The 20,644-nt window shown below is 47.1% G+C and carries 13 protein-coding genes; 8 read left to right on the forward strand and 5 right to left on the reverse strand.

Annotated features, from left to right (window positions below):
- Positions 1-36: 36 nt before the first annotated feature.
- Genes KSX81_RS05750 through KSX81_RS05765 form a run of 4 tightly spaced genes read right to left on the reverse strand, consistent with a single transcriptional unit; the run spans position 37 to position 6,481 of the window.
- The gene (locus KSX81_RS05750) at positions 37-645 is read right to left on the reverse strand and encodes a TetR/AcrR family transcriptional regulator (RefSeq protein ID WP_195358949.1); all 609 of its coding nucleotides are present in this window, start codon (positions 643-645) and stop codon (positions 37-39) included.
- A 10-nt stretch (positions 646-655) separates the two neighbouring features.
- Positions 656-2,020 (reverse strand): TolC family protein, encoded by a 1,365-nt coding sequence (locus KSX81_RS05755; RefSeq protein ID WP_217725608.1) that lies wholly within the window; start codon positions 2,018-2,020, stop codon positions 656-658.
- Between the two features lie 42 nt (positions 2,021-2,062).
- A complete protein-coding gene (locus KSX81_RS05760) occupies positions 2,063-5,260 on the reverse strand; it encodes an efflux RND transporter permease subunit (protein WP_217725607.1) in 3,198 nt (1,065 codons plus the stop codon).
- Positions 5,261-5,278: 18 nt separating this feature from the next.
- Positions 5,279-6,481: an efflux RND transporter periplasmic adaptor subunit gene (locus KSX81_RS05765; RefSeq protein ID WP_217725606.1), complete on the reverse strand. Its 1,203-nt coding sequence runs from the start codon at positions 6,479-6,481 to the stop codon at positions 5,279-5,281.
- A 158-nt stretch (positions 6,482-6,639) separates the two neighbouring features.
- Here KSX81_RS05765 and KSX81_RS05770 point away from each other — a divergent pair, with 158 nt between their 5' ends.
- The 5 genes from KSX81_RS05770 (at position 6,640) to KSX81_RS05790 (ending at position 14,549) form a co-directional block, all read left to right on the forward strand.
- On the forward strand, positions 6,640-7,488 hold the full coding sequence (locus KSX81_RS05770; RefSeq protein WP_004296739.1) for a helix-turn-helix domain-containing protein: 849 nt from the start codon (positions 6,640-6,642) through the stop codon (positions 7,486-7,488).
- 247 nt (positions 7,489-7,735) lie between these two features.
- Positions 7,736-10,993 (forward strand): SusC/RagA family TonB-linked outer membrane protein, encoded by a 3,258-nt coding sequence (locus KSX81_RS05775; RefSeq protein ID WP_217725605.1) that lies wholly within the window; start codon positions 7,736-7,738, stop codon positions 10,991-10,993.
- Positions 10,994-11,003: 10 nt separating this feature from the next.
- Positions 11,004-12,482 (forward strand): SusD/RagB family nutrient-binding outer membrane lipoprotein, encoded by a 1,479-nt coding sequence (locus KSX81_RS05780; RefSeq protein WP_004296736.1) that lies wholly within the window; start codon positions 11,004-11,006, stop codon positions 12,480-12,482.
- A 69-nt stretch (positions 12,483-12,551) separates the two neighbouring features.
- Positions 12,552-13,109 (forward strand): hypothetical protein, encoded by a 558-nt coding sequence (locus tag KSX81_RS05785; protein WP_004326049.1) that lies wholly within the window; start codon positions 12,552-12,554, stop codon positions 13,107-13,109.
- A 3-nt stretch (positions 13,110-13,112) separates the two neighbouring features.
- Entirely contained in the window at positions 13,113-14,549 is a 1,437-nt protein-coding gene (locus KSX81_RS05790; protein WP_217725604.1) for a calcineurin-like phosphoesterase C-terminal domain-containing protein, read from the forward strand.
- A gap of 121 nt (positions 14,550-14,670) precedes the next feature.
- Here KSX81_RS05790 and KSX81_RS05795 read toward each other — a convergent pair whose 3' ends face one another.
- Complete coding sequence (locus KSX81_RS05795) at positions 14,671-15,879, reverse strand: multidrug effflux MFS transporter (RefSeq protein ID WP_004306867.1); 1,209 nt, start codon at positions 15,877-15,879, stop codon at positions 14,671-14,673.
- A gap of 564 nt (positions 15,880-16,443) precedes the next feature.
- Here KSX81_RS05795 and KSX81_RS05800 point away from each other — a divergent pair.
- From KSX81_RS05800 to KSX81_RS05810, 3 genes are all read left to right on the forward strand, one after another.
- Positions 16,444-17,763, forward strand: coding sequence for a TolC family protein (locus tag KSX81_RS05800; RefSeq protein WP_004306866.1), 1,320 nt, complete (start codon positions 16,444-16,446; stop codon positions 17,761-17,763).
- Between the two features lie 79 nt (positions 17,764-17,842).
- Positions 17,843-18,877: an HlyD family secretion protein gene (locus tag KSX81_RS05805; RefSeq protein WP_004321762.1), complete on the forward strand. Its 1,035-nt coding sequence runs from the start codon at positions 17,843-17,845 to the stop codon at positions 18,875-18,877.
- 79 nt (positions 18,878-18,956) lie between these two features.
- Positions 18,957-20,570 carry a hypothetical protein gene (locus KSX81_RS05810; protein WP_217725603.1) on the forward strand — a complete coding sequence of 538 codons (1,614 nt, stop codon included), beginning with the start codon at positions 18,957-18,959 and terminating at the stop codon, positions 20,568-20,570.
- Positions 20,571-20,644 lie beyond the last annotated feature (74 nt).

A 20,644-nucleotide genomic window follows, 5' to 3' on the forward strand; every position in this document is an offset into this window, starting at 1 on the left:
TGAGCTCCCTTTGCAGGGTAGTCCACCTCTTTCTCTTCATACACAAACATTCAAATTATCAGGTTTCAGGTGTTCGTCAATATAACGGATACCGTCCATCTTAAAAAGCCCCCGCAGAAGCGTATAGTTCAACATACGCTGCACTAAGTACGGGGTACCTTGCAAGCTACTCTGGTAGATGACCTCCTGCAAATCCGGTGCAAAACGGTCGGGATCGACTCCGGGAAGCAGATAACCACAAATCTTACAATGCGTCAAAACATCAATCAACTGCTGCAACCAGAAAGCCTCCTCCCGCTCGAAAGCAGCACGGTATTCCCTGTCGGCAGCAATATCCATCAGCAACTTCTTCCCCAGCGAATGAAGCAGGGTGAGATAGCCATCCACTGTGATGAAAAGTACCTCCATGCACGAGCTGTCCATCCGTATCTGTTTTTGCTGTATCCGGCTTCTGATTCCGTTGGCAAAATCAGAAAGACAGACACGGAACAGACTCGTTTTGCTGGGAAAGAGCTTGTAGAGTGTCCGCTTCGACATCTTCATTCCCCTGGCTATATCATCCATCGTCAACCCGTCGGCACCATGCTGGTACATTTCCCGCTTGGTGTAGTCGAGTATCCGGCAACGCAGTGTTTCTGGATTCATACATACCTCCCTACATACGGCCGCCGCCCAATGCCTGATACAAAGTGATTACGCCTTGGATTTCGGTAAAGCGGTTCGCTACTTGTGACAGTTGCGCGTTGAGCAACGTCTGTTGGGCGGTCAATACTTCCAGATAAGTGGTGTTGCCATGTTTCATCAACAGGCTTGTGCTCTTGGCTGCTGTTTGCAGAGAAGCCACCTGCTTGTTGTAATAGTCGGCTTTCTCGCGGGCAGTCTGGTACTGCACCAATGCCTCGTTCACTTCCACGCCTGCGTTCAGCAAGGTCTGTTCGAAACTAAGGCGGGCTTCCTCCTGTTGGGCTTTCGCTATTTTCAGTTGGGCAATATTCGCTCCTTTATTAAACAAAGGCTGCGTCAGGGAAGCCACGGCGGAGGCCAGGAACTTACCCGGGTTGACAATCATGCTCCCTGCACTGTTGGTCCATCCTGCGCTGCCGCTCAACGTGATGGAAGGATAGAAAGCGGCACGGGCGGCATTCGTGGTATAGAAAGCCTGTGCCAACGAAAATTCTGCACTACGCACGTCAGAACGATTGGCAAGCATCTGTAAGGGAACACCCACGGAGAAGTTTTCCGGCAACTGTTGATTTCCCAATTTGCCACGCTGTATTTTGTGAGGAGTTTCTGCCAGTAAAAGTGCCAGTGAATTTTCCGCCTGATTGATTTGCTCTTTCAGGTCGAGCACAGTGGTACATATATTGAAGTAGGTAGCCTCCGTCTGCGCCAGTCCGGCCTCATTCACCATCCCGGCCTTTTTCATGGCACGGGTAGCATTCACACTTTCTTTCCAGGCAGCTTCGGTAGCCACAGCTATCTCATACTGCGAATCGAGCATCAGCAAGGTGTAATACGTATTGGCAACGGATGCTACCAACTGCGTCTTGACAGCCTGTTCATATTCCTTGCTCTGTTCGTAGGCAGCTTTCGCACGACGCTTTGCTGTTGTCACCTTTCCAAAAATATCCAGTTCCCACGAAGCAGTCACGGGCAGCGAATAAGTTTGTGTAGCCTTTCCACGGTCAAAGCTGCTGGCAGCTCCTTCCGGTGCCAGAAACAAAGAAGGCAGATAAGACAGTTTGGACGTCAGCAGCGTGGCTTCCGCTTCTTTCACACGCAAATGGGCAGTCTGCATATCGGTGTTGCGCAAGAGTGCCGAATCCACCAAATTCTGCAGATAAGGGTCGGTAAAGACCTCCCGCCACGAGAGGTTACCGAAGTTTGCCGTATCGGTGGCAGCAACAGACTCGCTGCCGTAAAGTCCTTCGGGAACTTCCGATACCGGTTTGTATTTATTGTAGATACCGCAACTACTCAATATAAGCGTTGCTGCGGACAGAATGATTATTTTTCTCATTAGTTCTTATTTTAATTCAGGTCTAAAACCTTTAATCATCAATTATTCTTTTCCAGCTTTAGATTTTTCTTCCTCGCTCACTTTGATTTCTTCTTCAATCTGCCAGTCATGCGTCGGGACGCTCTGCACGGGACGCAAACGTTCCTGCAACCACTGGAAAGCAATAAACAAAGTAGGCACGATGAAGAGCAACGCCAACGTACCGATGGTCATACCACCTACTACACCCGTACCCAATGAACGGTTACCGTTGGCTCCCACTCCACTTGACATCATCAACGGGAACAGACCGAAAATCATCGTCAATGCCGTCATCAGAATCGGACGCAGACGGGCTTTAGCCGCACTGACCGCAGAAGCAATCAGCCCCATACCTGCTTTACGACGTTCGGCAGCATATTCCGTCAGCAAAATAGCCGTCTTCGCCAGCAGACCGATCAACATAATCAAACCTGTTTGCAGATAAATATTATTCTCCAGTCCGAACATCCAGGCGAAAAGGAAGCTACCCATCAATCCGCAAGGCACACTCAAAAGAACAGCGAACGGAATAATGAAGCTCTCATAAAGCGCACTCAAAATAAGGTAAATCATCAGGAAGCAGATACCGAAAATAATGATCGTCGTACCGCTCTGCTGGTTTTCCTCACGGGTGATACCTCCGTAATCATAGCCATAGCCTTTCGGAAGAGACTGTTCGGCAGTTTCCTGCACAGCCTTGATGGCGTCTCCCGTACTATATCCGTCGGCCGGCATCGCATTTACCGCAATGGAGTTATACATATTGAAACGGCTCAACGATTCCGCACCGTAGCTACGGGTCAGCGTAACGAACTGGCTCAACGGCGCCATCTCTCCATTCGACATACGCACAAAAGCATTATCGAGGGAAGTTTCGTCCAAACGGAACACCGGATCGGCCTGAATCATGACACGGTACACTTTAGAGAAACGGTTGAAATTGGACACATACTGTCCACCGTAATAACCGGACAGCGTACTCAATACAGCGTCGGGCGTGATACCTGCACGCTTACATTTAGCTGCATCCACCTCTACCGTCCACTGCGGATAGCGAACGTCGAACGTCGAATAAGCCATCGATATTTCAGGCCGCTGGTTCAAAGCTCCCAAGTATTGCTGGGTGGTGGTGAAGAACTCGTTCATATCACCGCCCATCTTATCCTGCATGTGGAGTTCGAGCGCATTACCCATACCGTAACCCGGAATCATACCCGGGGAGATGGCGAACACACTGGCATCCTTGATATCAGCCGTACGCGCATATACCTGACCGATCACCGACTGCACATTGTCCTCATCACCCGAACGTTCGTCCCACGGTTTCAGTTTGAGAATCAACATACCGAACGAACTACCCTGTCCTGCCAACAATCCGTAACCGGCCACTTTCTGCACGTGTTTCAGTTGAGGTATTTCTATCAGGCGTTTTTCGATACGTTCCATCACCTTATCCGTCGTTGTCAGCGAACTGCCTGCCGCCGTACTTACATTCACGAAAATAACACCCTGATCTTCGTCGGGTACCAGACTGGTCTTCGTGTTATTCATCAGTAACACAAGCAATACCACGGAACAAGCCAGCAACGACCATGTCAACCATCTGCGCTTGATAAAGAACAATACAATCGTCTTATATTTATCCACCATCACATCGAAAGCCGAATTGAAAGCCTTACGGAAACGTGCCGCAAAGTTGTTCTTCTGCGTTCCGTCTTCATTAATATAAGGTTTCAGCAGCAATGCACACAAAGCCGGACTCAAAGTCAACGCGTTAATAGCGGAGATACCTACCGCAACCGCCATCGTCAAACCGAACTGGGTATAGAACGTACCGGAAGTGCCGCCCATGAAAGACACCGGAATGAACACCGCCATAAATACCAGCGAAGAGGTGATAACGGCATTACTGATACCTTTCATAGCGTCGATACTTGCCATATATGACGACCTGTAGCCCACATCGAACCGCGCCTGCACCGCCTCGACGACAATAATGGCATCATCCACCACCGTACCGATAACGAGCACTAGCGCAAACAGGGTCAGCAGGTTGATACTGAATCCGGCTATCGCCATGAAAGCAAACGTACCCACCAGGGAAACCACAATTCCGACCAGCGGAATCAATGTAGAACGGAAGTCCTGCAAGAAGACGTACACCACAAGGATAACCAGAATGATAGCCTCGATCAACGTTTTCACCACCTCATGAATGGAAGCGAACAGGAAGTCGTTGGAGCTCATCATCTGCGTCAGTTCCACGCCTTTCGGAAGGTCTTTACTTGCCTCTTCGAGGAGTTTGTCGATATTCTGGTTTACTTCGGTCGCATTGGAACCTGCCGTCTGGAACACCATACAGGATACCCCCGGATGACCGTCCATACCACCGTGGTAAGCGTAGCTGTCCTGTCCCAGTTGGATATCGGCAACGTCTTTCAGTTTCAAGACTTCGCCATTGTCGGTGGAACGGATGACGATATCCCCGAATTCTTCGGGAGTAATGAGACGTCCGGTGTACTTCATCGTATACTGATAAGTCTCATCGGAATTTTCACCGAACGAACCGGTAGCCGATTCGATATTCTGCTCGGCAAGCACACCGGTGATATCGGACGGAATCAGTTTGTACTGTGCCATCACGTCCGGTTTCATCCATACACGCATACTATATTCACCGCCCATAATCATCAGGTCGCCCACACCGGAGATACGAAGAATCTGCAGTTTCAGGTTGATGCTGATATAGTTGGACAGGAAGTTCTCGTCGTAACTGTCGTCCGGACTATACAATGAGAACATCTGCAGAATACTCGTCTGACGCTTGGAAGTGGTCACACCGACCTGGGTTACCTCCGCCGGAAGTTGTCCCGTAGCACGTGATACACGGTTCTGCACGTTGACAGCCGCCATATCGGGGTCTGTGCCCTGCTTAAAATAGACGGTGATGCTCACCGAACCGGAATTGGTGGCGGAGGAAGTCATGTAGGTCATGTCTTCCACTCCGTTGATCGCCTCTTCCAAAGGCGCAATAACACTCTTCTGCAATGTTTCCGCACTGGCGCCATAATAGGTGGTACTCACCATAATGGTAGGCGGAGCAATATCGGGATACTGCTCAACGGGCAAGCTGAACAGCCCGATGATACCCACTACGACAATCGTGATAGAGATGACTGCCGATAATACGGGGCGTTCTATAAAGGTTCTTAAATTCATGAATGATTCCTCCTTGGTTTAATTTTCAGTAGTAGTTGCCGGAGACTTCGTTGTTGTCTCTGTTGATGAGGATTGATTAGCATTTGTCACTCCTGCCACTGGAGTTTGATCAGCCTTTGCCTTGACCGGAGTGCCTTCACGAAGCAAACCTACTCCTTCTGCCACGATCACATCGCCCGGTGCCAATCCTTCATCTACAATAAATTCCCGACCGCCATTGACACGGGTCACTTGTACCTGGCTGGATTGAGCCTTGCCGTCCACTACCTTATAGACATATCTCTTATCTTGTATTTCGAAAGTGGCAGCCTGTGGAATGGTCAGCGCAGCTGTTTTTTGAACAGGAACAATCACATTACCCGCACCACCGCTATGCAGCAATCCTTCCTTGTTCGGGAAAACTGCACGCAGGCTGACCGTACCCGTCGAACGGTCGATCACTCCGCTGATAGATTCAATCTGTCCCCGTTCGGAGTAGGCTGACTTATCGTTCAGTTGCAGGTCGATAGCAGGCATATTTTTCAATGCTTCCTCTTTAGAACCGTATTGGCGGATCAGTCCCAGTAATTGGTTTTCCGTCATGGAGAAGTAGACGTACATATCCGAATTGTCGGAAACGGTAGTCAACGGCTGGGCAAGAGCGGAACTAACCAAAGCTCCTACACGGTAAGGCAACGTGCCTACCACTCCGTCGGCCGGACTTTTCACAACCGTATAAGAAAGATTATTGCGGGCACTCACTTCCTGCGCCTTGGCCTGTGCCAACTGTGCTTTGGCAGCCAACAGGGAGTTTTTTGCCGTACTCAAATCGAAAGAGGAAATTACGTTCTCTTTATACAGTTCCTCTTTACTGTCATACGTCAGTTGCGCTGTAGCCAGAGAGGCTTTGGCCGATTCAACGTTTGCCACTGCCGTCTGCAAAGCAGCTTCATACGGCACTTGGTCGATGATGAACAATGTCTGTCCGTTCTTTACACGCTGCCCTTCCGTTACACAGACTTTAGTCAGCGTACCACTTACCTGGGGGTAAATATCAATATCCTGACGTCCGCGGATGGTCGCCGAGTAGGCGCTTGAAATCATCCGGTCGGCCGGAGAAACGGTCATCACTTCGTATTCTGTTTCCATTTGTGCCGGAGGAGCTTGTTTACAGCCCGTAGCAGCTACCATACAGCAGAGCAACAATAGCCCTTGCTTCACTTTACATACCTTTTTACTCATTTTCTGTTACCTATTTAACTATTTTTGAACGCGGCAAAGGTAGACTGTTTTCTTCATAGGAAACTGGACTTAGCATCTTCAGTTTTGTTCATTTTAGGAACATTAAAACCGATATTTAGTGAAAAAGTCCTATTTTTGTACCCAAAATAAGAACAACAATGGAATCAAAAAACTCTAGCCTAGCCATACTTCATGAACCGTTCGTTGCCGGAATGGACGAAAACCTGTCTCCAATTATGCAACGCCTGTGGAAACTGGAAGGGGGTGCCATCTATTTTTGCAGAAGCGGATGGGCACACGTCACAATCGACCTGAAAGACTATGAAATAGTAGAAAACACTCAAATCGTGCTCTTGCCGGGAACGATTATCCGCATCAATGGCAACAGCAGCGATTTCACAGCTTCTTTCTTCGGATTTCCCAAAGAAATGTTTCGCGAAGCCTGCCTCCGTTTCGAGCCGATCTTCTTCCGGTTCATCAAAGAAAAACCGTGCTATACACTCAAGGATGAAAGCACAGGAGCAATCAACGGGTTAATGCGTGCCACAACAGCTATATACAACGATCGTGAAAACCGTTTCCGCAACCAGATCGCAAAAAATCATCTCCAGTCGTTTATGCTGGATATTTATGATAAGTGTTACCGCTACTTCGACCGACAGGAAATCGAAGGAGGAAGCCGGCAGGATGAAATCTTTAAGAATTTCATCGCACTGGTACATGAAAACTGTATCTCACAACGGGAAGTGACTTTCTACGCCAGCAAACTGTGTATCTCCACCAAATACCTGACAGGTATCTGCAAAAGCGTGACGGGCGAGGCTGCCAAAAAGATTATCGACGACTTTGCCATCCTGGAGATAAAAGTGTTGCTTCAATCCACCGGACTGACGATTCAGGAAATAGCCGACCGACTTGGTTTTCCCGATCAGTCGTATTTAGGAAGGTACTTCAAACGGCACGAGGGGATGTCGCCGAAAGAGTATCAGAGTAAGTATTCTATCTAATCAAGTAAAATAATCTTTTATTATTAGATTATTAGGCACGGATTACGCGGTTCTTTTATTAACTAAAACCGTGTAATCCGTGCCTCCATTTATTTTATTAATTTGTATTTATCGCACAACACAGATTGTTAACAGATCTGTAATACTATCTTAATCTGCCTTGCATTCCTTTGCACCGTGAAACAAAAACACGGGTGTGAATAACTTTATTGCATTTAATAAATTAAAAGAAGCAAGGTAAAAGATTATGAAAAGAAACAAATGGCTGCTTTCTCTGTCAATTGGGCTCTTGTGCTGTGGCTCTGCATACGCACAGACAACAGTGAAAGGAAAAATAACGAGTGAAGGCGGGGAACCGTTAATCGGGGCTACCGTAGCTGTGAAAAACTCGACAGACGGCACGGTGACCGACATCGACGGAAACTACTCCCTGAAGACTAAGAAAACATTGACTCAAAAGGATTTGCTTGTATTCAGTTATGTGGGATATAAAACGCTACAGAAGAACTATGCAGGCAATACGATGAACGTAAAACTGGCGGAAGAGTCGCAACAACTGAATGATGTGGTGGTGACTGCCCTGGGGATCAAACGTGAAGAAAAAGGATTGGGATATGCCACGGAAACCGTGAAAGGGGATATGATTACGAGTGCCCTGCCCACCAACTGGTCGACGGCACTGAACGGCAAGGTAGCCGGATTGAGTGTTATCTCTTCCGGTGGTCCGCTTAATTCGAGCCGTATCTCGCTGCGGGGGGACGTCTCGCTGAACCAGAACGGAAACAACGCATTGGTGGTAGTGGACGGTGTACCGATGAGTAGTCCGATGACCAATCCGGGTGTTGCCTACGGTGCAGGTTCAAACAGCGAACTTTCCGTGGACTATGGTAACGGATTCTCCGACATCAATCCGGATGATATCGAAAGCATCCAAGTATTAAAAGGGGCCAGTGCGACAGCCTTGTACGGTACGCGTGCAGCCAATGGCGTGATTATGGTGACTACCAAATCGGGAGCGGGTGCACCCAAAGGTATCGGTGTGTCTTACAGCGGTAACTTCAGTATTGACGATGTGATGAGATGGCCCGATTACCAGTATGAATTCGGACAGGGATTGCCGAGTAATATCGGTCCGGCAGGTTCTATCTACGAAGGCCAGCCCTATTACTCTTACGGGAAAGCGGAAGACGGCAGTTACGCAAGCACTAGCGGAACCAGTAGCGCTTACGGAGCACGTTTCGACGCCAACAGGTTGTTCTACCAATATGACCCCGTAACGCAGGGACGCGCTTCTGTTGCCACCCCTTGGGTAGCGTACAAAAACAACCGCAAAGATTTGTTCCAGACAGGATACACCCTGACCAACTCGGTAGCCTTGACCGGAAAATCCGACCGGGGCAGCGTACGGGCGTCCATCACCCACACTAAGAACGAATGGATTCTCCCCAATACAGGTTTCCAGCGTATCACCGCCATGGTTTCCGCCCAACAGCAGATTTCGAGGGCACTGCGCATTAATTTCAAGTCGAGTTATACGTACCGCAAGCTCAACAACACGCCTGCACTGGGATATAACAGTAACTCTATCTCCTACTTCCTTATCTTCCAGAATCCGAATGTCAACCTCGACTGGTTGCGTCCGATGTGGCGTACCGGACAGGAAAATGTGAAACAGCTCCAACCGTACAGTTCCTTTATCGGAAACCCGTATGTCATTCTATACGAATCTGAAAATCCTTCGGAGAAACACAGTAATGTATCATCCATTTCTGCCAATCTGCGCATCAACAGTAAATTCGATTTCATGATCCGGTCCGGTATCCAGTTGTCAGCAGACCAACGCGAACAGCATCGTCCTATCAGTGACGTGGTTTTCGGAAACGGGTTTTTCAAGAAGCAGAATGTGTTCGATTATGAATTAAACAGCGATGCTTTATTTACTTACCATGATTCATTCGCCAACGGATTGCGTGTCAACGCTTCGGCAGGTGGAAACATGATGCAACAAAGCTACGATATGTTGGCTGCCTCGGTGGTAGGATTGATTACGCCGGGAGTATACAAACTGGCAAACGGTGTTTCCAACCCGAACGTGCAGACGGTTATCAAAAAGAAAGCGCTGAACAGTCTTTATTTCACGGCCAATTTCTCGTATAAGGATAAACTGTTTCTCGATGTCACCGGGCGCAATGACTGGTCGTCTACCCTGCCGAAAAGCAACCGTTCTTTCTTCTATCCGTCGGTCAGCGTCAGTGCAGTGATGAACGAGTGGTTCACGTTGCCGGAACAGATCAGTCTGTTGAAAGTGAGAGGTTCGCTGGCACAGGTCGGCAACGACACAGACCCTTACAAGACATCGCCCTATTATGGCACAAGCGATTTCCCCGGATCGGCCATCGTATCTTCTACGCTCTATAATCAGGATTTCAAACCGGAGATTTCGACCAATTACGAAACAGGATTCGACTTCCGTATGTTTCACAACCGCATCGGACTCGATTTCACGTTCTATTATAACCGCACCAAAAACCAGATTCTGGATGCTCCGATGGACCCGACCACAGGTTACAGCAAAGCTACCATCAATTCGGGATGCGTCCGCAACCGCGGTTACGAAATCCAGTTGGACGTTACTCCGGTAGTCAGCAGGGATTTCCGATGGAACGCTACTTTCACCTGGTCTAAGAACGAGAACCGGATTCTCTCACTGGCGGAAGGGGCGGATGAGAACCAGTTAATCAGCAGTATCGGTAGTGTGTCTATCATCGGACGTGTGGGTGGAACTACGGGCGATCTCTGGGGATATAAACTGGTACGCGACCCGGAAGGAAATGTGGTCATCAACGACAACGGATTGCCCGAACGTTCGGGAGAGATTGAATACGTCGGCACGGCCTATCCGAAATGGAAAGCCGGACTGTACAATGAATTTTCTTACAAGAACTTCACGCTTAGCGTCCTGCTCGACGGACAGGTGGGAGGTAAAATGTACTCGCACTCGCACCACAAAATGACGGAACAGGGAAAACTGCAACATACCCTGAACGGACGTCTGCCGGGAACGGAATTTTATATGTCGAAAGACGACCCGCGCATCGCTGCCGCCGGACTTTCACCACAAGACGGGATGTACATGATTGCTCCGGGAACGGTGAAAAACGATGACGGAACTTACTCGCCAAACACCAAAGTGGTGACTGTGGAAAGTTATTATAAGGAATATTACCGGATGGCCAATGTGGAAACTAACACGTTCGACACTTCATTCCTCAAGTTGCGCGAAATGAGACTGGAGTACAAGTTGCCGAACAGCACACTGAAGAAAACACCGTTCAGCAAAGCATCGGTGGCACTCTACGCACGCAACCTGTTCTGTATCACCGACTATCCTCTGTTCGACCCCGAATCTGCCGCCCTCAACGGAAGTTCGATGGTGACCGGTGTGGAGACGGGCTCACTGCCTACGGCACGCACTTTCGGACTGAATATTAACGTATCTTTTTAAACACTGACTTATGAAAACCAATAAACTTTTCAAAAATATAGTATGGGGAATGACTTTGTGCGGAGCTCTCTGCACGACTTCCTGCACCAGCTTCGACGAACTCAATACAGACCCCACCCGCATGGATGAGGTGAATCCCGGCACGCTGCTCAACCCGATTTTATACGAAACATCGGTCTACAACTGGAAACGCTACAACAGCTATACCTACGACCTGATGCAATGTGCCGTATCTACCAGCAGCACCAACGGTGTGGGATGGTGGTATATGACGGACAGCGAAGGAGACGGCACATGGACTACTTATTATAAATGGATCAACAACGCCAAAGAGATGATGCGCCTCACCGGAAAATTGCCGGAAGCCTCCAAACAACCCAACTACGATGCTATATCGCTGACTTTGCAATGTTGGCTATACCAGATTCTGACGGATGCCTTCGGTGATATTCCGATGAGCGAAGCCTGCTCCGCCGACGAGGGAATACTTGCACCGAAGTTCGACACCCAGCAGCAGGTGTACCAACAGATTATCGACAATCTGAAAACAGCTAACGAGTTGTTCGACAAAGCTAACGGGTTGATCTACAACCAATCGGGCGAAATGTTGTACAAGACGTCCAAAGGGGATGCAACCGGTATTTTGAAATGGAAGAAGTTCTGCAACTCGCTCCGTCTGCGTGCACTGCTCCGGGTGATCGACGTGCCGGAATTCAACGCGAAACAGGAGCTGCGTACCATGCTGACCGATCCCGCCACTTACCCGGTATTCGAATCGAACGATGATGCTGCCCTGCTTGCCATCAGCGGAACTTATCCGGAGGAAGCTCCGCTCACCCGTCCACAGGATTTCACTTCTTATGTTCAGATTTCAGAGTTCTTTGTTAATCTGCTGAAAGGTTGGAACGATCCCCGTCTGCAGGTGTATGCAACACAGGTCACTCTCCCCGACCAGACTAAAGATTATGTGGGTTTGCCCAGCGGTTATCAGACGTTGCCTTCAATCACTGCTTCGGGACTGAATCAGGAAATGGCGAAGGCACCTATGAAACTTGCCATGATGCCTTATGCCGAAGTGGAATTCATCAAAGCGGAATTACTGAAAAAAGGAGTGATCGACGGAGGAAGTAGCGCTGCCAAAGAGGCTTATCAGAAGGGAGTGCAGGCGGCTATCGAACAGTGGGGACAGAAAATGCCTGACCATTATTTTGAAAATCCGGAAGCTGCTTATGATGATACGCTGGAACGAATCATGAACCAGAAGTTTGTCGCACTGTTCTTCTGCGATTATCAGCAGTGGTTTGAATATAACCGTACCGGTTTTCCTGTGTTACCTGTGGGGCCCGGCATCGCAAATGCTAATAACAAAATGCCGAAACGCTTTAAATATCCATCTGCTCTGCAGCGTACTAATCTGAAGAATTATCAAGCGGCTAAAGCGAACATGGGAGGCGATGACTTCCATATCCGACTGATGTGGCAGCAATAAATGAATGTGTCGGTCACCAAGATTGCGGCAATAATCATCATTTCAATCAATCTTTAAAATTCAATGAATATGAAAAGAATAATCAGTATGGCTGTTGTGTTAGTTATAACGATGGCAGCAATGGCGCAAAAAGGAGAGCTCGCCATGAACGAGAATATCTCCGGAAAAGACCATATTTCCAAAAACGAAAAAGAAGCTACTCCCGTAGGCAAAAAGCCGAAAGCGGCGTTTATATTCGACGTGTATGGAGAAATCCCGACTACCAAACCAGTGTTTGAAGCGGAACATTATCTGGGGAGTGACATTACCGGAAAATGGAATACTTTCATCCAGAATTATACGCATGAGTATGATGTAACAATCGGATTTACGGATTCTTCGGTCGAAATTTTGAAGCCTTCTATTTACAAGGCGGTTAATAAGGTGAATAAATATTATAAGAAGGCATTGAAGAAAGAAGAGGTGAGCCGGGAAGTTGCTACATTCAACATGGGTCATATTCTGGATTGCGCCAATGTGATGTGTTTCGATGATAACAGCAAGTCTTTTGAGGAGGCTCTCAAGTCGGCAGATGAACCGGAAGAAATTATCGCATTATTCAATCAGGTTACTTTAAGAAAGTTATAAGCAATGAAAAAGATCAATTTTAGAAAAACGCTGTTTGCAGCGGTTTTGCTTTTCCAGCTGAACGCTATTGCCGCCTTTGGTCAGACGGTGGTGAAAGGTAGTGTGAAAGATAATACAGGTAAACCCATCAGCGGTGTAGTGGTGACAGACGGGGCACATTTCAATACGACTGATGCAGAAGGAAATTATGTTCTGAACACTGATCCGACACGTTATCCAATGGTTTACATCTCTACTCCGGCAACGTATGAGCTTCCTTCCAAAGAGGGGGTAGCCGATGGTTTCTATCAATATCTGGATGCCGGGAAAAGCGAGAACCAATGTGACTTCGTATTGACTAAACGGCAGAAACCGGTGGATGAATTTGTCTACATCGTCCTTTCCGACCCGCAAGTGAGAAACGAAAAGCAACTGGACCGCTTCCGCACGGAAACAGTGCCCGACCTGAAACAGACTGCCGACTCACTAAAGAACTTCGAAATCGTCGGCATGGGACTGGGGGATCTGGTGTGGGATGCCATGAACCTGTACGCTCCTTACCGTCAAGCGGTGTCCAACTTAGGAATGACGATGTTCCAACTGATGGGAAACCACGACTTCAACCTGCTCTACAAATCCATAACGCAGACGGATCATCCGGCGGATGGTTATGGGGAACAGAATTATTATCAGTCATTCGGCCCGGCCAACTATTCATTCAATATCGGTAAAGTTCATGTGATAGCAATGAAGGATATTGATTACGACGGCAACAAGAAATACACGGAACGCTTCACGCCGGAAGATTTGGACTGGTTGAGAAAGGATTTAAGTTATGTGCCCAAAGGAAATATCGTGTTCCTGAACGTTCACGCTCCGGTAGCTAATAACACGGTAGCTGCGGGTGGAAATGCGCGCAACGCCAATGCGCTTTTCCAACTGTTGAGGCCTTACCAAGTACATATTTTCTCCGGACACACGCACTTTTATGAAAATCAGTCGCCCGCTCCTACCATTTACGAACATAATATCGGGGCTGCTTGCGGCGCATGGTGGGCAGGACACGTGAATCGTTGCGGAGCACCGAACGGTTATCTGGTGGTACAAGTGAAAGGTGATGATGTGAAATGGCGTTACAAGGCAACAGGGTGTTCTCCCGACTATCAGTTCCGGCTTTACCAACCGGGAGAGTTTGAAAGCCAGAAAGACTATATAGTAGCCAATATCTGGGATTGGGACTGGACGTATACGGTAAACTGGTATGAGGATGGAGTGTTGAAAGGTGCTATGCAGGCTTTTGACGATGAGGATCAGGATTATATCAATATGGTAAAGGGAAAGAAAACGGGTTATCGCACACGTCATCTTTTCCGTGCACAGCCTTCCAAAGATGCAAAATCTGTCAAGGTGGTGGTTAAGAATCGTTTCGGGGAGATATTCACGGAAGAGATAAAACTGTAGTTTTATTTCAGTCTGTTTATACTGGTAGTAATTATAATTATGCTGGTAGTAAATTATAAAAGTCATGAGGGAGTTTAAGCTTTAACTTCCTCATGACTTTTATTTTTGAAACAATCTCACTTTAACGGAAAATCCGGCACATTGCTACTTTCATCGGTACTTTCCTCATCGCCCATAGTGCACAAAGCAGGGAACAGATGGCGCAGACCACAAATGTAACTCCGGTAGATACAAGGATATTTCCCAAGCCGACCAACGGAGAAACAATACCTCCGGAAGCAAAACAGAGTGCTCCCAACAGGGCGGAAGCTGCTCCGGCGTAACGGCGTTCGCTATCCATCGCCAAGGTAGTGGAGGAAGTAAAGGTCAGTCCCATTGTGAAAAGTAATGCAAACATCAGCAGTTCATAGGTCCAGAAGCCGCATCCGTTATACAAGGCAATCATCACACAGACGGACAGGCACAACATACCGATGCATCCGGTCAGCGTCCCAGTTTCAGGTTGGCGGAATTTCACGGAGATAGCTGCTGCCACCCCGATAGCTACCGCATTCACCGCGAAGCAGATACTAAATGCAAAGGGGGAAAATCCGTAATGTTGTTGCACAATAAAAGGTGAGGAAGCTATGTAAGCAAAGAGGATGCCTTGTGCAAACGCCAGTTGCAGAACATAGAGCATGTAACGGGGGTTATGAACGATTGCACCGAAGTTACGGAAAGTAGAAACGATTCCCGTCTTCGAGCGTTTCTCTACGGGAAGTGATTCTTTAAAACGGATGCAGCCTATCCACAGCAGTACGCCAATAAACAGCAATATCACAAAAATCCCTTTCCATCCGATCGTCCCGGTCACCAACCCTCCGACTACCGGAGCTGCCACGGGAGCCACTCCATTAATCGCGCCGATCACGGCCAGCATCTTGGCCAGTTCCTTCCCCGAAAACTTATCCGTAGCCACTGAACGGGATATGACAATACCGCCTGCCCCTCCGATTCCCTGTATCAACCTCAAGGTGATAAACGAATAAATGTCCGGTGCAAAAAGACAGAATACGGTAGACACGATGAACAGTATCATCGAGACGAGCAACAACGGACGCCTGCCGTATTTATCACTCAATGGTCCGAAAAAAATTTGTCCCAATGCCAGACCTATCATACTGGTGGTAAGTCCCAATTGCACCATCGACGAGTGGGTAGAAAAATAGTCTGCCATGGCTGGCAGACTAGGCAAATACATATCCGTCACAAAAGGTCCGAACGCTGACAACATACCGAGCAAAATCAGCAAAAATACCTTTGAGTTCTCCTTATTTATTATTGCAGTCATAAACTATTGATTAAAATTCGACTGCAAAGGTATAGGTTTTCTTTTATTTACTTATAGGCTTAATCAGAACAAAAAAGGAGCTTTTCAGAACAATTTTTCTTATTTAGTCGTATAGCTTCACCTTACGGTACATATTATATCGCATCTTTACTTCAGGAGTGGTTGTACTTCTTTCTATTCTTTCTCCTATTTGATATGCTAGCTGCCATTCGTTAAAAAACATTATATTTGAGCCTATATAGGGTTACAACTTACTTGTTTTTTTTCATAATTTTGCAAACCAAAAATAGAAAAATAGGTATCAAGATGAAACTAAGATATTATCAAATCGCCATTCGTTACAAGAACAAAATGCATGACTTTCACGGTTGGGGTGTAGCAGCGCAGATTTGATAACCCTCCTATTTTCACTACAGAGAACACCAGAGGACACAGCGTTCAAATAATCTTCATTAACTTGTGTCAACTGACATATTTCAAAAGAAAAAACTCTGTGTTACTCTGTATTATTCCGTGGTGAAGAAAATTCAAAATTCTACTATTAATTAAATTTCTTTTCACTTTATGAGCAAAAAAAGATGGCTCATAGTGCCGCTATGTGCCGTGCTATGCAGTCAGGGACTGTTTGCCCAGACGCTTGACAGGAGAGTGTTGGGCATTGACGAAATGTTCCGTCTGGCAGACGAGAACAGTCAGAGTATTCAAACGTATAAAACCGGAAAGGAAGCAGCCGATGAAGCTTTGAAGGCTGCCAAGTCACAACGTTTGCCGGACATAGGTGCCTCACTCTCATTTAGTTACCTGGGCGACGGATATATATGGGACCGTGACTTCAAAAACGGGCAGAATATCCCTATGCCACACTTCGGCAATAACTTTGCGTTGGAAGCGCAACAAGTGATTTACGCCGGAGGAGCCATCAACAGCAGTATTACTCTGGCTGAACTCGGTCAGCAAATGGCTGCATTGGACTGGCAGAAGAACCGTCAGGAAATCCGCTTTCTCCTGACCGGCTATTACCTGGATTTATACAAGTTGAATAACCAGCTGCAAGTGTTACAGAAGAATCTGGATTTGACGGAACAGGTGATCCGCAACATGGAATCACGCCGCACACAGGGAACGGCCTTAAAAAATGACATCACCCGCTATGAGCTACAGAAAGAGACGCTGAAACTGCAACTGGCAAAGGTGCAGGATACCCGCAAAATAATGAATCATCAACTGGTAACTACCTTACATCTGCCTGCCGGAACAGAAATCGTTCCCGATTCTACCTTGCTGAACGAGGAAGTGACAGCATTAGCCGAAAACGACTGGCAAATGATGGCCAGTCAAAGCAATGTAGGACTGCAACAAGCCCAGCTGGCTATGAAAATGAACGAGCAGAAAGTGAAATTGGAACGCTCGGAACTGCTTCCGAAAATTGCACTTGTGGCCGGTGAACATTTAGATGGTCCTATCACCATCGAAGTCCCGGTGCTCGACAATAACTTCAATTACTGGTATGTGGGGGTCGGTATCAAATACAATCTTTCTTCTTTATTTAAAAACAACAAGAAAGTGCGCCAGGCAAAACTGAACGTCCGCAGAGCACAGGAGGAATATTCACTGGCACAGGAACAAATAGAAAACGGTGTACAGGCGAACTACGTCAACTTTCTCACCTCTTTCACAGACCTGCGTACACAGGAGAAAAGCGTGGAACTTGCCGACCAGAACTATAACGTAACCAGCAACCGTTATAAAAACGACCTTGCCCTGCTCACCGATATGCTCGATGCCAGCAATATGAAACTAAGTGCCGACCTCGGTCTGGTCAATGCACGTATTAACTTGATATACAGTTATTATAAAATGAAATATATCACACACACTCTCTGACAGAGAAGTAATGACTTATCAAAAAGAATCCAACTTATAACAGAATCAAATTCTCATCTCTCTTAAAATAGAACAGATTATGATAGCTAGAAAAACCCAGAAGATAATATACAACATTGTAATTATCTGTTTACTTATCGGTGGTGTCACTTATGTTTGTTCCCGGTTTATCCACTTGGGAAATATCGAATATACGGATAATGCACAGGTGAAACAACATATCACGCCGATCAATACCCGTGTACCGGGATTCATCAAGAAAATCTACTTTGACGAGTATCAGCAAGTGCGCAAAGGCGACACGCTTCTTATCATCGAAGATGCGGAATTCCGTCTCCGTGTGGCACAGGCAGAAGCAGATTTGGCGAATGCCACCGCAGGACGCCAGGCCACTACCATCGGTATCGCCACTACGCAAAACAATTTAAGTGTGAGCGACGCAAGTATTGAAGAAGTACGTGTACAGATGGAAAATGCCAAACGTGAACTGAACCGTTTTGAGAAACTGTTGCAGGAAGACGCAGTGACGAAACAGCAATATGACAACGTACATACAGCATACGAAGCTGCCAAAGCCCGTTATGAACAGGTGTCACGGGCTAAAATGTCTACTTCTTTAGTGAAAAGTGAGCAGACTCATCGCCTGGGACAGAATGAAGCAGGTGTCCGCCTGGCAGAAGCTGCGTTGGAACTTGCCCGTCTGAATCTCTCTTATACAGTCATCATTGCTCCGTGTGACGGCACGACAGGAAAGAAAGAAATCCTGGAAGGGCAACTGGTGCAACCGGGACAGACTATGGTTGATATCGTAGACAGCAGTGATTTGTGGGTAATCGCCAATTACCGCGAAACCCAGCTTCCGAATATCAAAGAAGGTGCAGAAGTGGAAATAACCGCAGACGCCGTGCCGAACGTCACATTCAAAGGAGTAGTAGAGTCCATCTCCGATGCAACAGGAGCCGCCTTCTCAATGATTCCGCAAGACAACGCCACCGGAAACTTCGTGAAAGTGGAGCAACGTATTCCCGTACGTATCAGTCTGAAAGGAAACAAACCAGAAGATTTGAAACGCATGCGTGCCGGTTTTAACGTGGAATGTGAAGTGAAATATTAACCGCTTTAACCCTTTATCGTTTTAATCATTGTTTTAATTATCAATTGCTTTAATTTTTAATTTCTAATCTTTAATTCTTATGAGTGCTCCTGTTCTGAACGGTCCTTTTGTTTTGCCGATGTTCCGCAGCTTCGTGCCGCGGAAAATGCAACCGTGGATTTATCTTTTCATAGCCGTCACCTTCCAACTTTCGGGAGGTGTCTATTTGGGTGCATTGAATCAGATGATCGGCAGCATGTCACTGATGCGGGAGGATATTTTAATGTGCATGTATGCCAACCTGGCCGGTATGGCGATCTACTTTCCGTTACTGTTCCGCATGAAGTTTCGTTTTACCAATAAAACCCTGCTTACATCGGCCGCACTGGGAGTATTACTCTGCAACCTGATAGCACCGCATATCACCTTTCTCCCTCTATTGTGGTTGGTCTGCTTCATCGAAGGTATGTGCAAAATACAGGGAACTTTCGAGTGTATGTCAAACATTCAGCTGTGGATGACTCCTAAACGGGATTTCACCGTTTTCTTTCCCTGGCTTCATATTGTTATTTTGGGAAGCATCCAGCTATCCGACCTGATTACGACCCGTTTGATGTATCATTATCACTGGACATACATGAACCTGTTCGTTGCCGGTCTGATGCTGATTGTCTTATTGATACAGTTCACTTGTGTGAAGCATTTCCGGTTCATGCGCAAATTTCCTCTGTTTGGTATCGACTGGCTGGGCGGGATACTATGGGCTGCCTTATTAGCGGAAATCGCCTTCCTCTTCAACTACGGAGACTGGTACGACTGGTGGAACAGCCCGGTCATCCGCCAACTGACCATCGTGATTTTCATCACTTTAGGAATTTGTATTTGGCGCATGATGACCATTCGACACCCATTTCTCGAACCAAAGATGTGGACGTACCGCCATTTTTTGCCTTTATTGGGATTAGTCACTTTAGTGGAAGCGTTCCTCGCCACGGAGCACGTGCTGGAGGAAGTCTTTTACGAGGAAGTAATGAAATATGAAGAACTGGTCAGTTCCCAACTCGATTGGCTTGCCATTGTCGGTATCGTATGCGGTTGTGTGTTTTCGTATTGGTGGATGCACGTCAAGCAGTATAATTATGTACGCCTGGTCATTGTCGGCTTTATCGGGTTGATCGGTTACCTGATCGGTTTCTACCTAACTTTATCCACCGACATCCATATTTCACAGCTTTACCTGCCGACCGTATGTCGGGGCTTCGCTTATGCCATATTGAGTGCTACTTTTATGGTGTGTCTGGAGGAAATCATGACTTTCCAGCATTTCTTCCAGGGATTAAGTGTGTTCAATATGCTGCACATGGTAGTAGGCGGCGTAGTGGGAGCCGCAGTCTATGCACAGGGATTGGCGTATTATGTTCCCGACAATCTGGCCCGTTACGGTTCAGCCATCGATCATGTAGCTTTCAGCAGTAGTCCGTTCAATCTGGGTCACTATATGGAAGAGTTTATCAGTCAGATGATGGAGATAAGCATCAAGCAGATTTACGGCTGGGTGGCTTATGCCTGCATTTTCCTCTTCCTATTGTTATTGCTTTACGATTTCCCGGCTCGACGCTCACTAAAAAATATACCAAGCTGGAAAGATGTGGCAAGGGAGGTGAAAAATACGTTCTGGCGGACAACACACACGCCGTCGGAGAAAGAAAAATAGGAAGACTGTTTACCTGTATATTTATTGAACTGATAATCAATAGAGTTTATGCCATCCGGCTACGAAAACAAACT

This window comes from Bacteroides sp. MSK.18.37, from assembly GCF_019129155.2.
Lineage (GTDB): Bacteria > Bacteroidota > Bacteroidia > Bacteroidales > Bacteroidaceae > Bacteroides > Bacteroides ovatus.

Excerpts from the sequence above, each read along its gene's own strand:
- KSX81_RS05795 (WP_004306867.1), bottom strand. The coding sequence starts at position 15,879 with ATGACTGCAATAATAAATAAGGAGAACTCAAAGGTATTTTTGCTGATT.
- KSX81_RS05805 (WP_004321762.1), top strand. The coding sequence starts at position 17,843 with ATGATAGCTAGAAAAACCCAGAAGATAATATACAACATTGTAATTATC.
- KSX81_RS05800 (WP_004306866.1), top strand. The coding sequence starts at position 16,444 with ATGAGCAAAAAAAGATGGCTCATAGTGCCGCTATGTGCCGTGCTATGC.
- KSX81_RS05755 (WP_217725608.1), bottom strand. The coding sequence starts at position 2,020 with ATGAGAAAAATAATCATTCTGTCCGCAGCAACGCTTATATTGAGTAGT.
- KSX81_RS05790 (WP_217725604.1), top strand. The coding sequence starts at position 13,113 with ATGAAAAAGATCAATTTTAGAAAAACGCTGTTTGCAGCGGTTTTGCTT.
- KSX81_RS05775 (WP_217725605.1), top strand. The coding sequence starts at position 7,736 with ATGAAAAGAAACAAATGGCTGCTTTCTCTGTCAATTGGGCTCTTGTGC.
- KSX81_RS05810 (WP_217725603.1), top strand. The coding sequence starts at position 18,957 with ATGAGTGCTCCTGTTCTGAACGGTCCTTTTGTTTTGCCGATGTTCCGC.
- KSX81_RS05770 (WP_004296739.1), top strand. The coding sequence starts at position 6,640 with ATGGAATCAAAAAACTCTAGCCTAGCCATACTTCATGAACCGTTCGTT.
- KSX81_RS05750 (WP_195358949.1), bottom strand. The coding sequence starts at position 645 with ATGAATCCAGAAACACTGCGTTGCCGGATACTCGACTACACCAAGCGG.
- KSX81_RS05785 (WP_004326049.1), top strand. The coding sequence starts at position 12,552 with ATGAAAAGAATAATCAGTATGGCTGTTGTGTTAGTTATAACGATGGCA.
- KSX81_RS05765 (WP_217725606.1), bottom strand. The coding sequence starts at position 6,481 with ATGAGTAAAAAGGTATGTAAAGTGAAGCAAGGGCTATTGTTGCTCTGC.
- KSX81_RS05760 (WP_217725607.1), bottom strand. The coding sequence starts at position 5,260 with ATGAATTTAAGAACCTTTATAGAACGCCCCGTATTATCGGCAGTCATC.
- KSX81_RS05780 (WP_004296736.1), top strand. The coding sequence starts at position 11,004 with ATGAAAACCAATAAACTTTTCAAAAATATAGTATGGGGAATGACTTTG.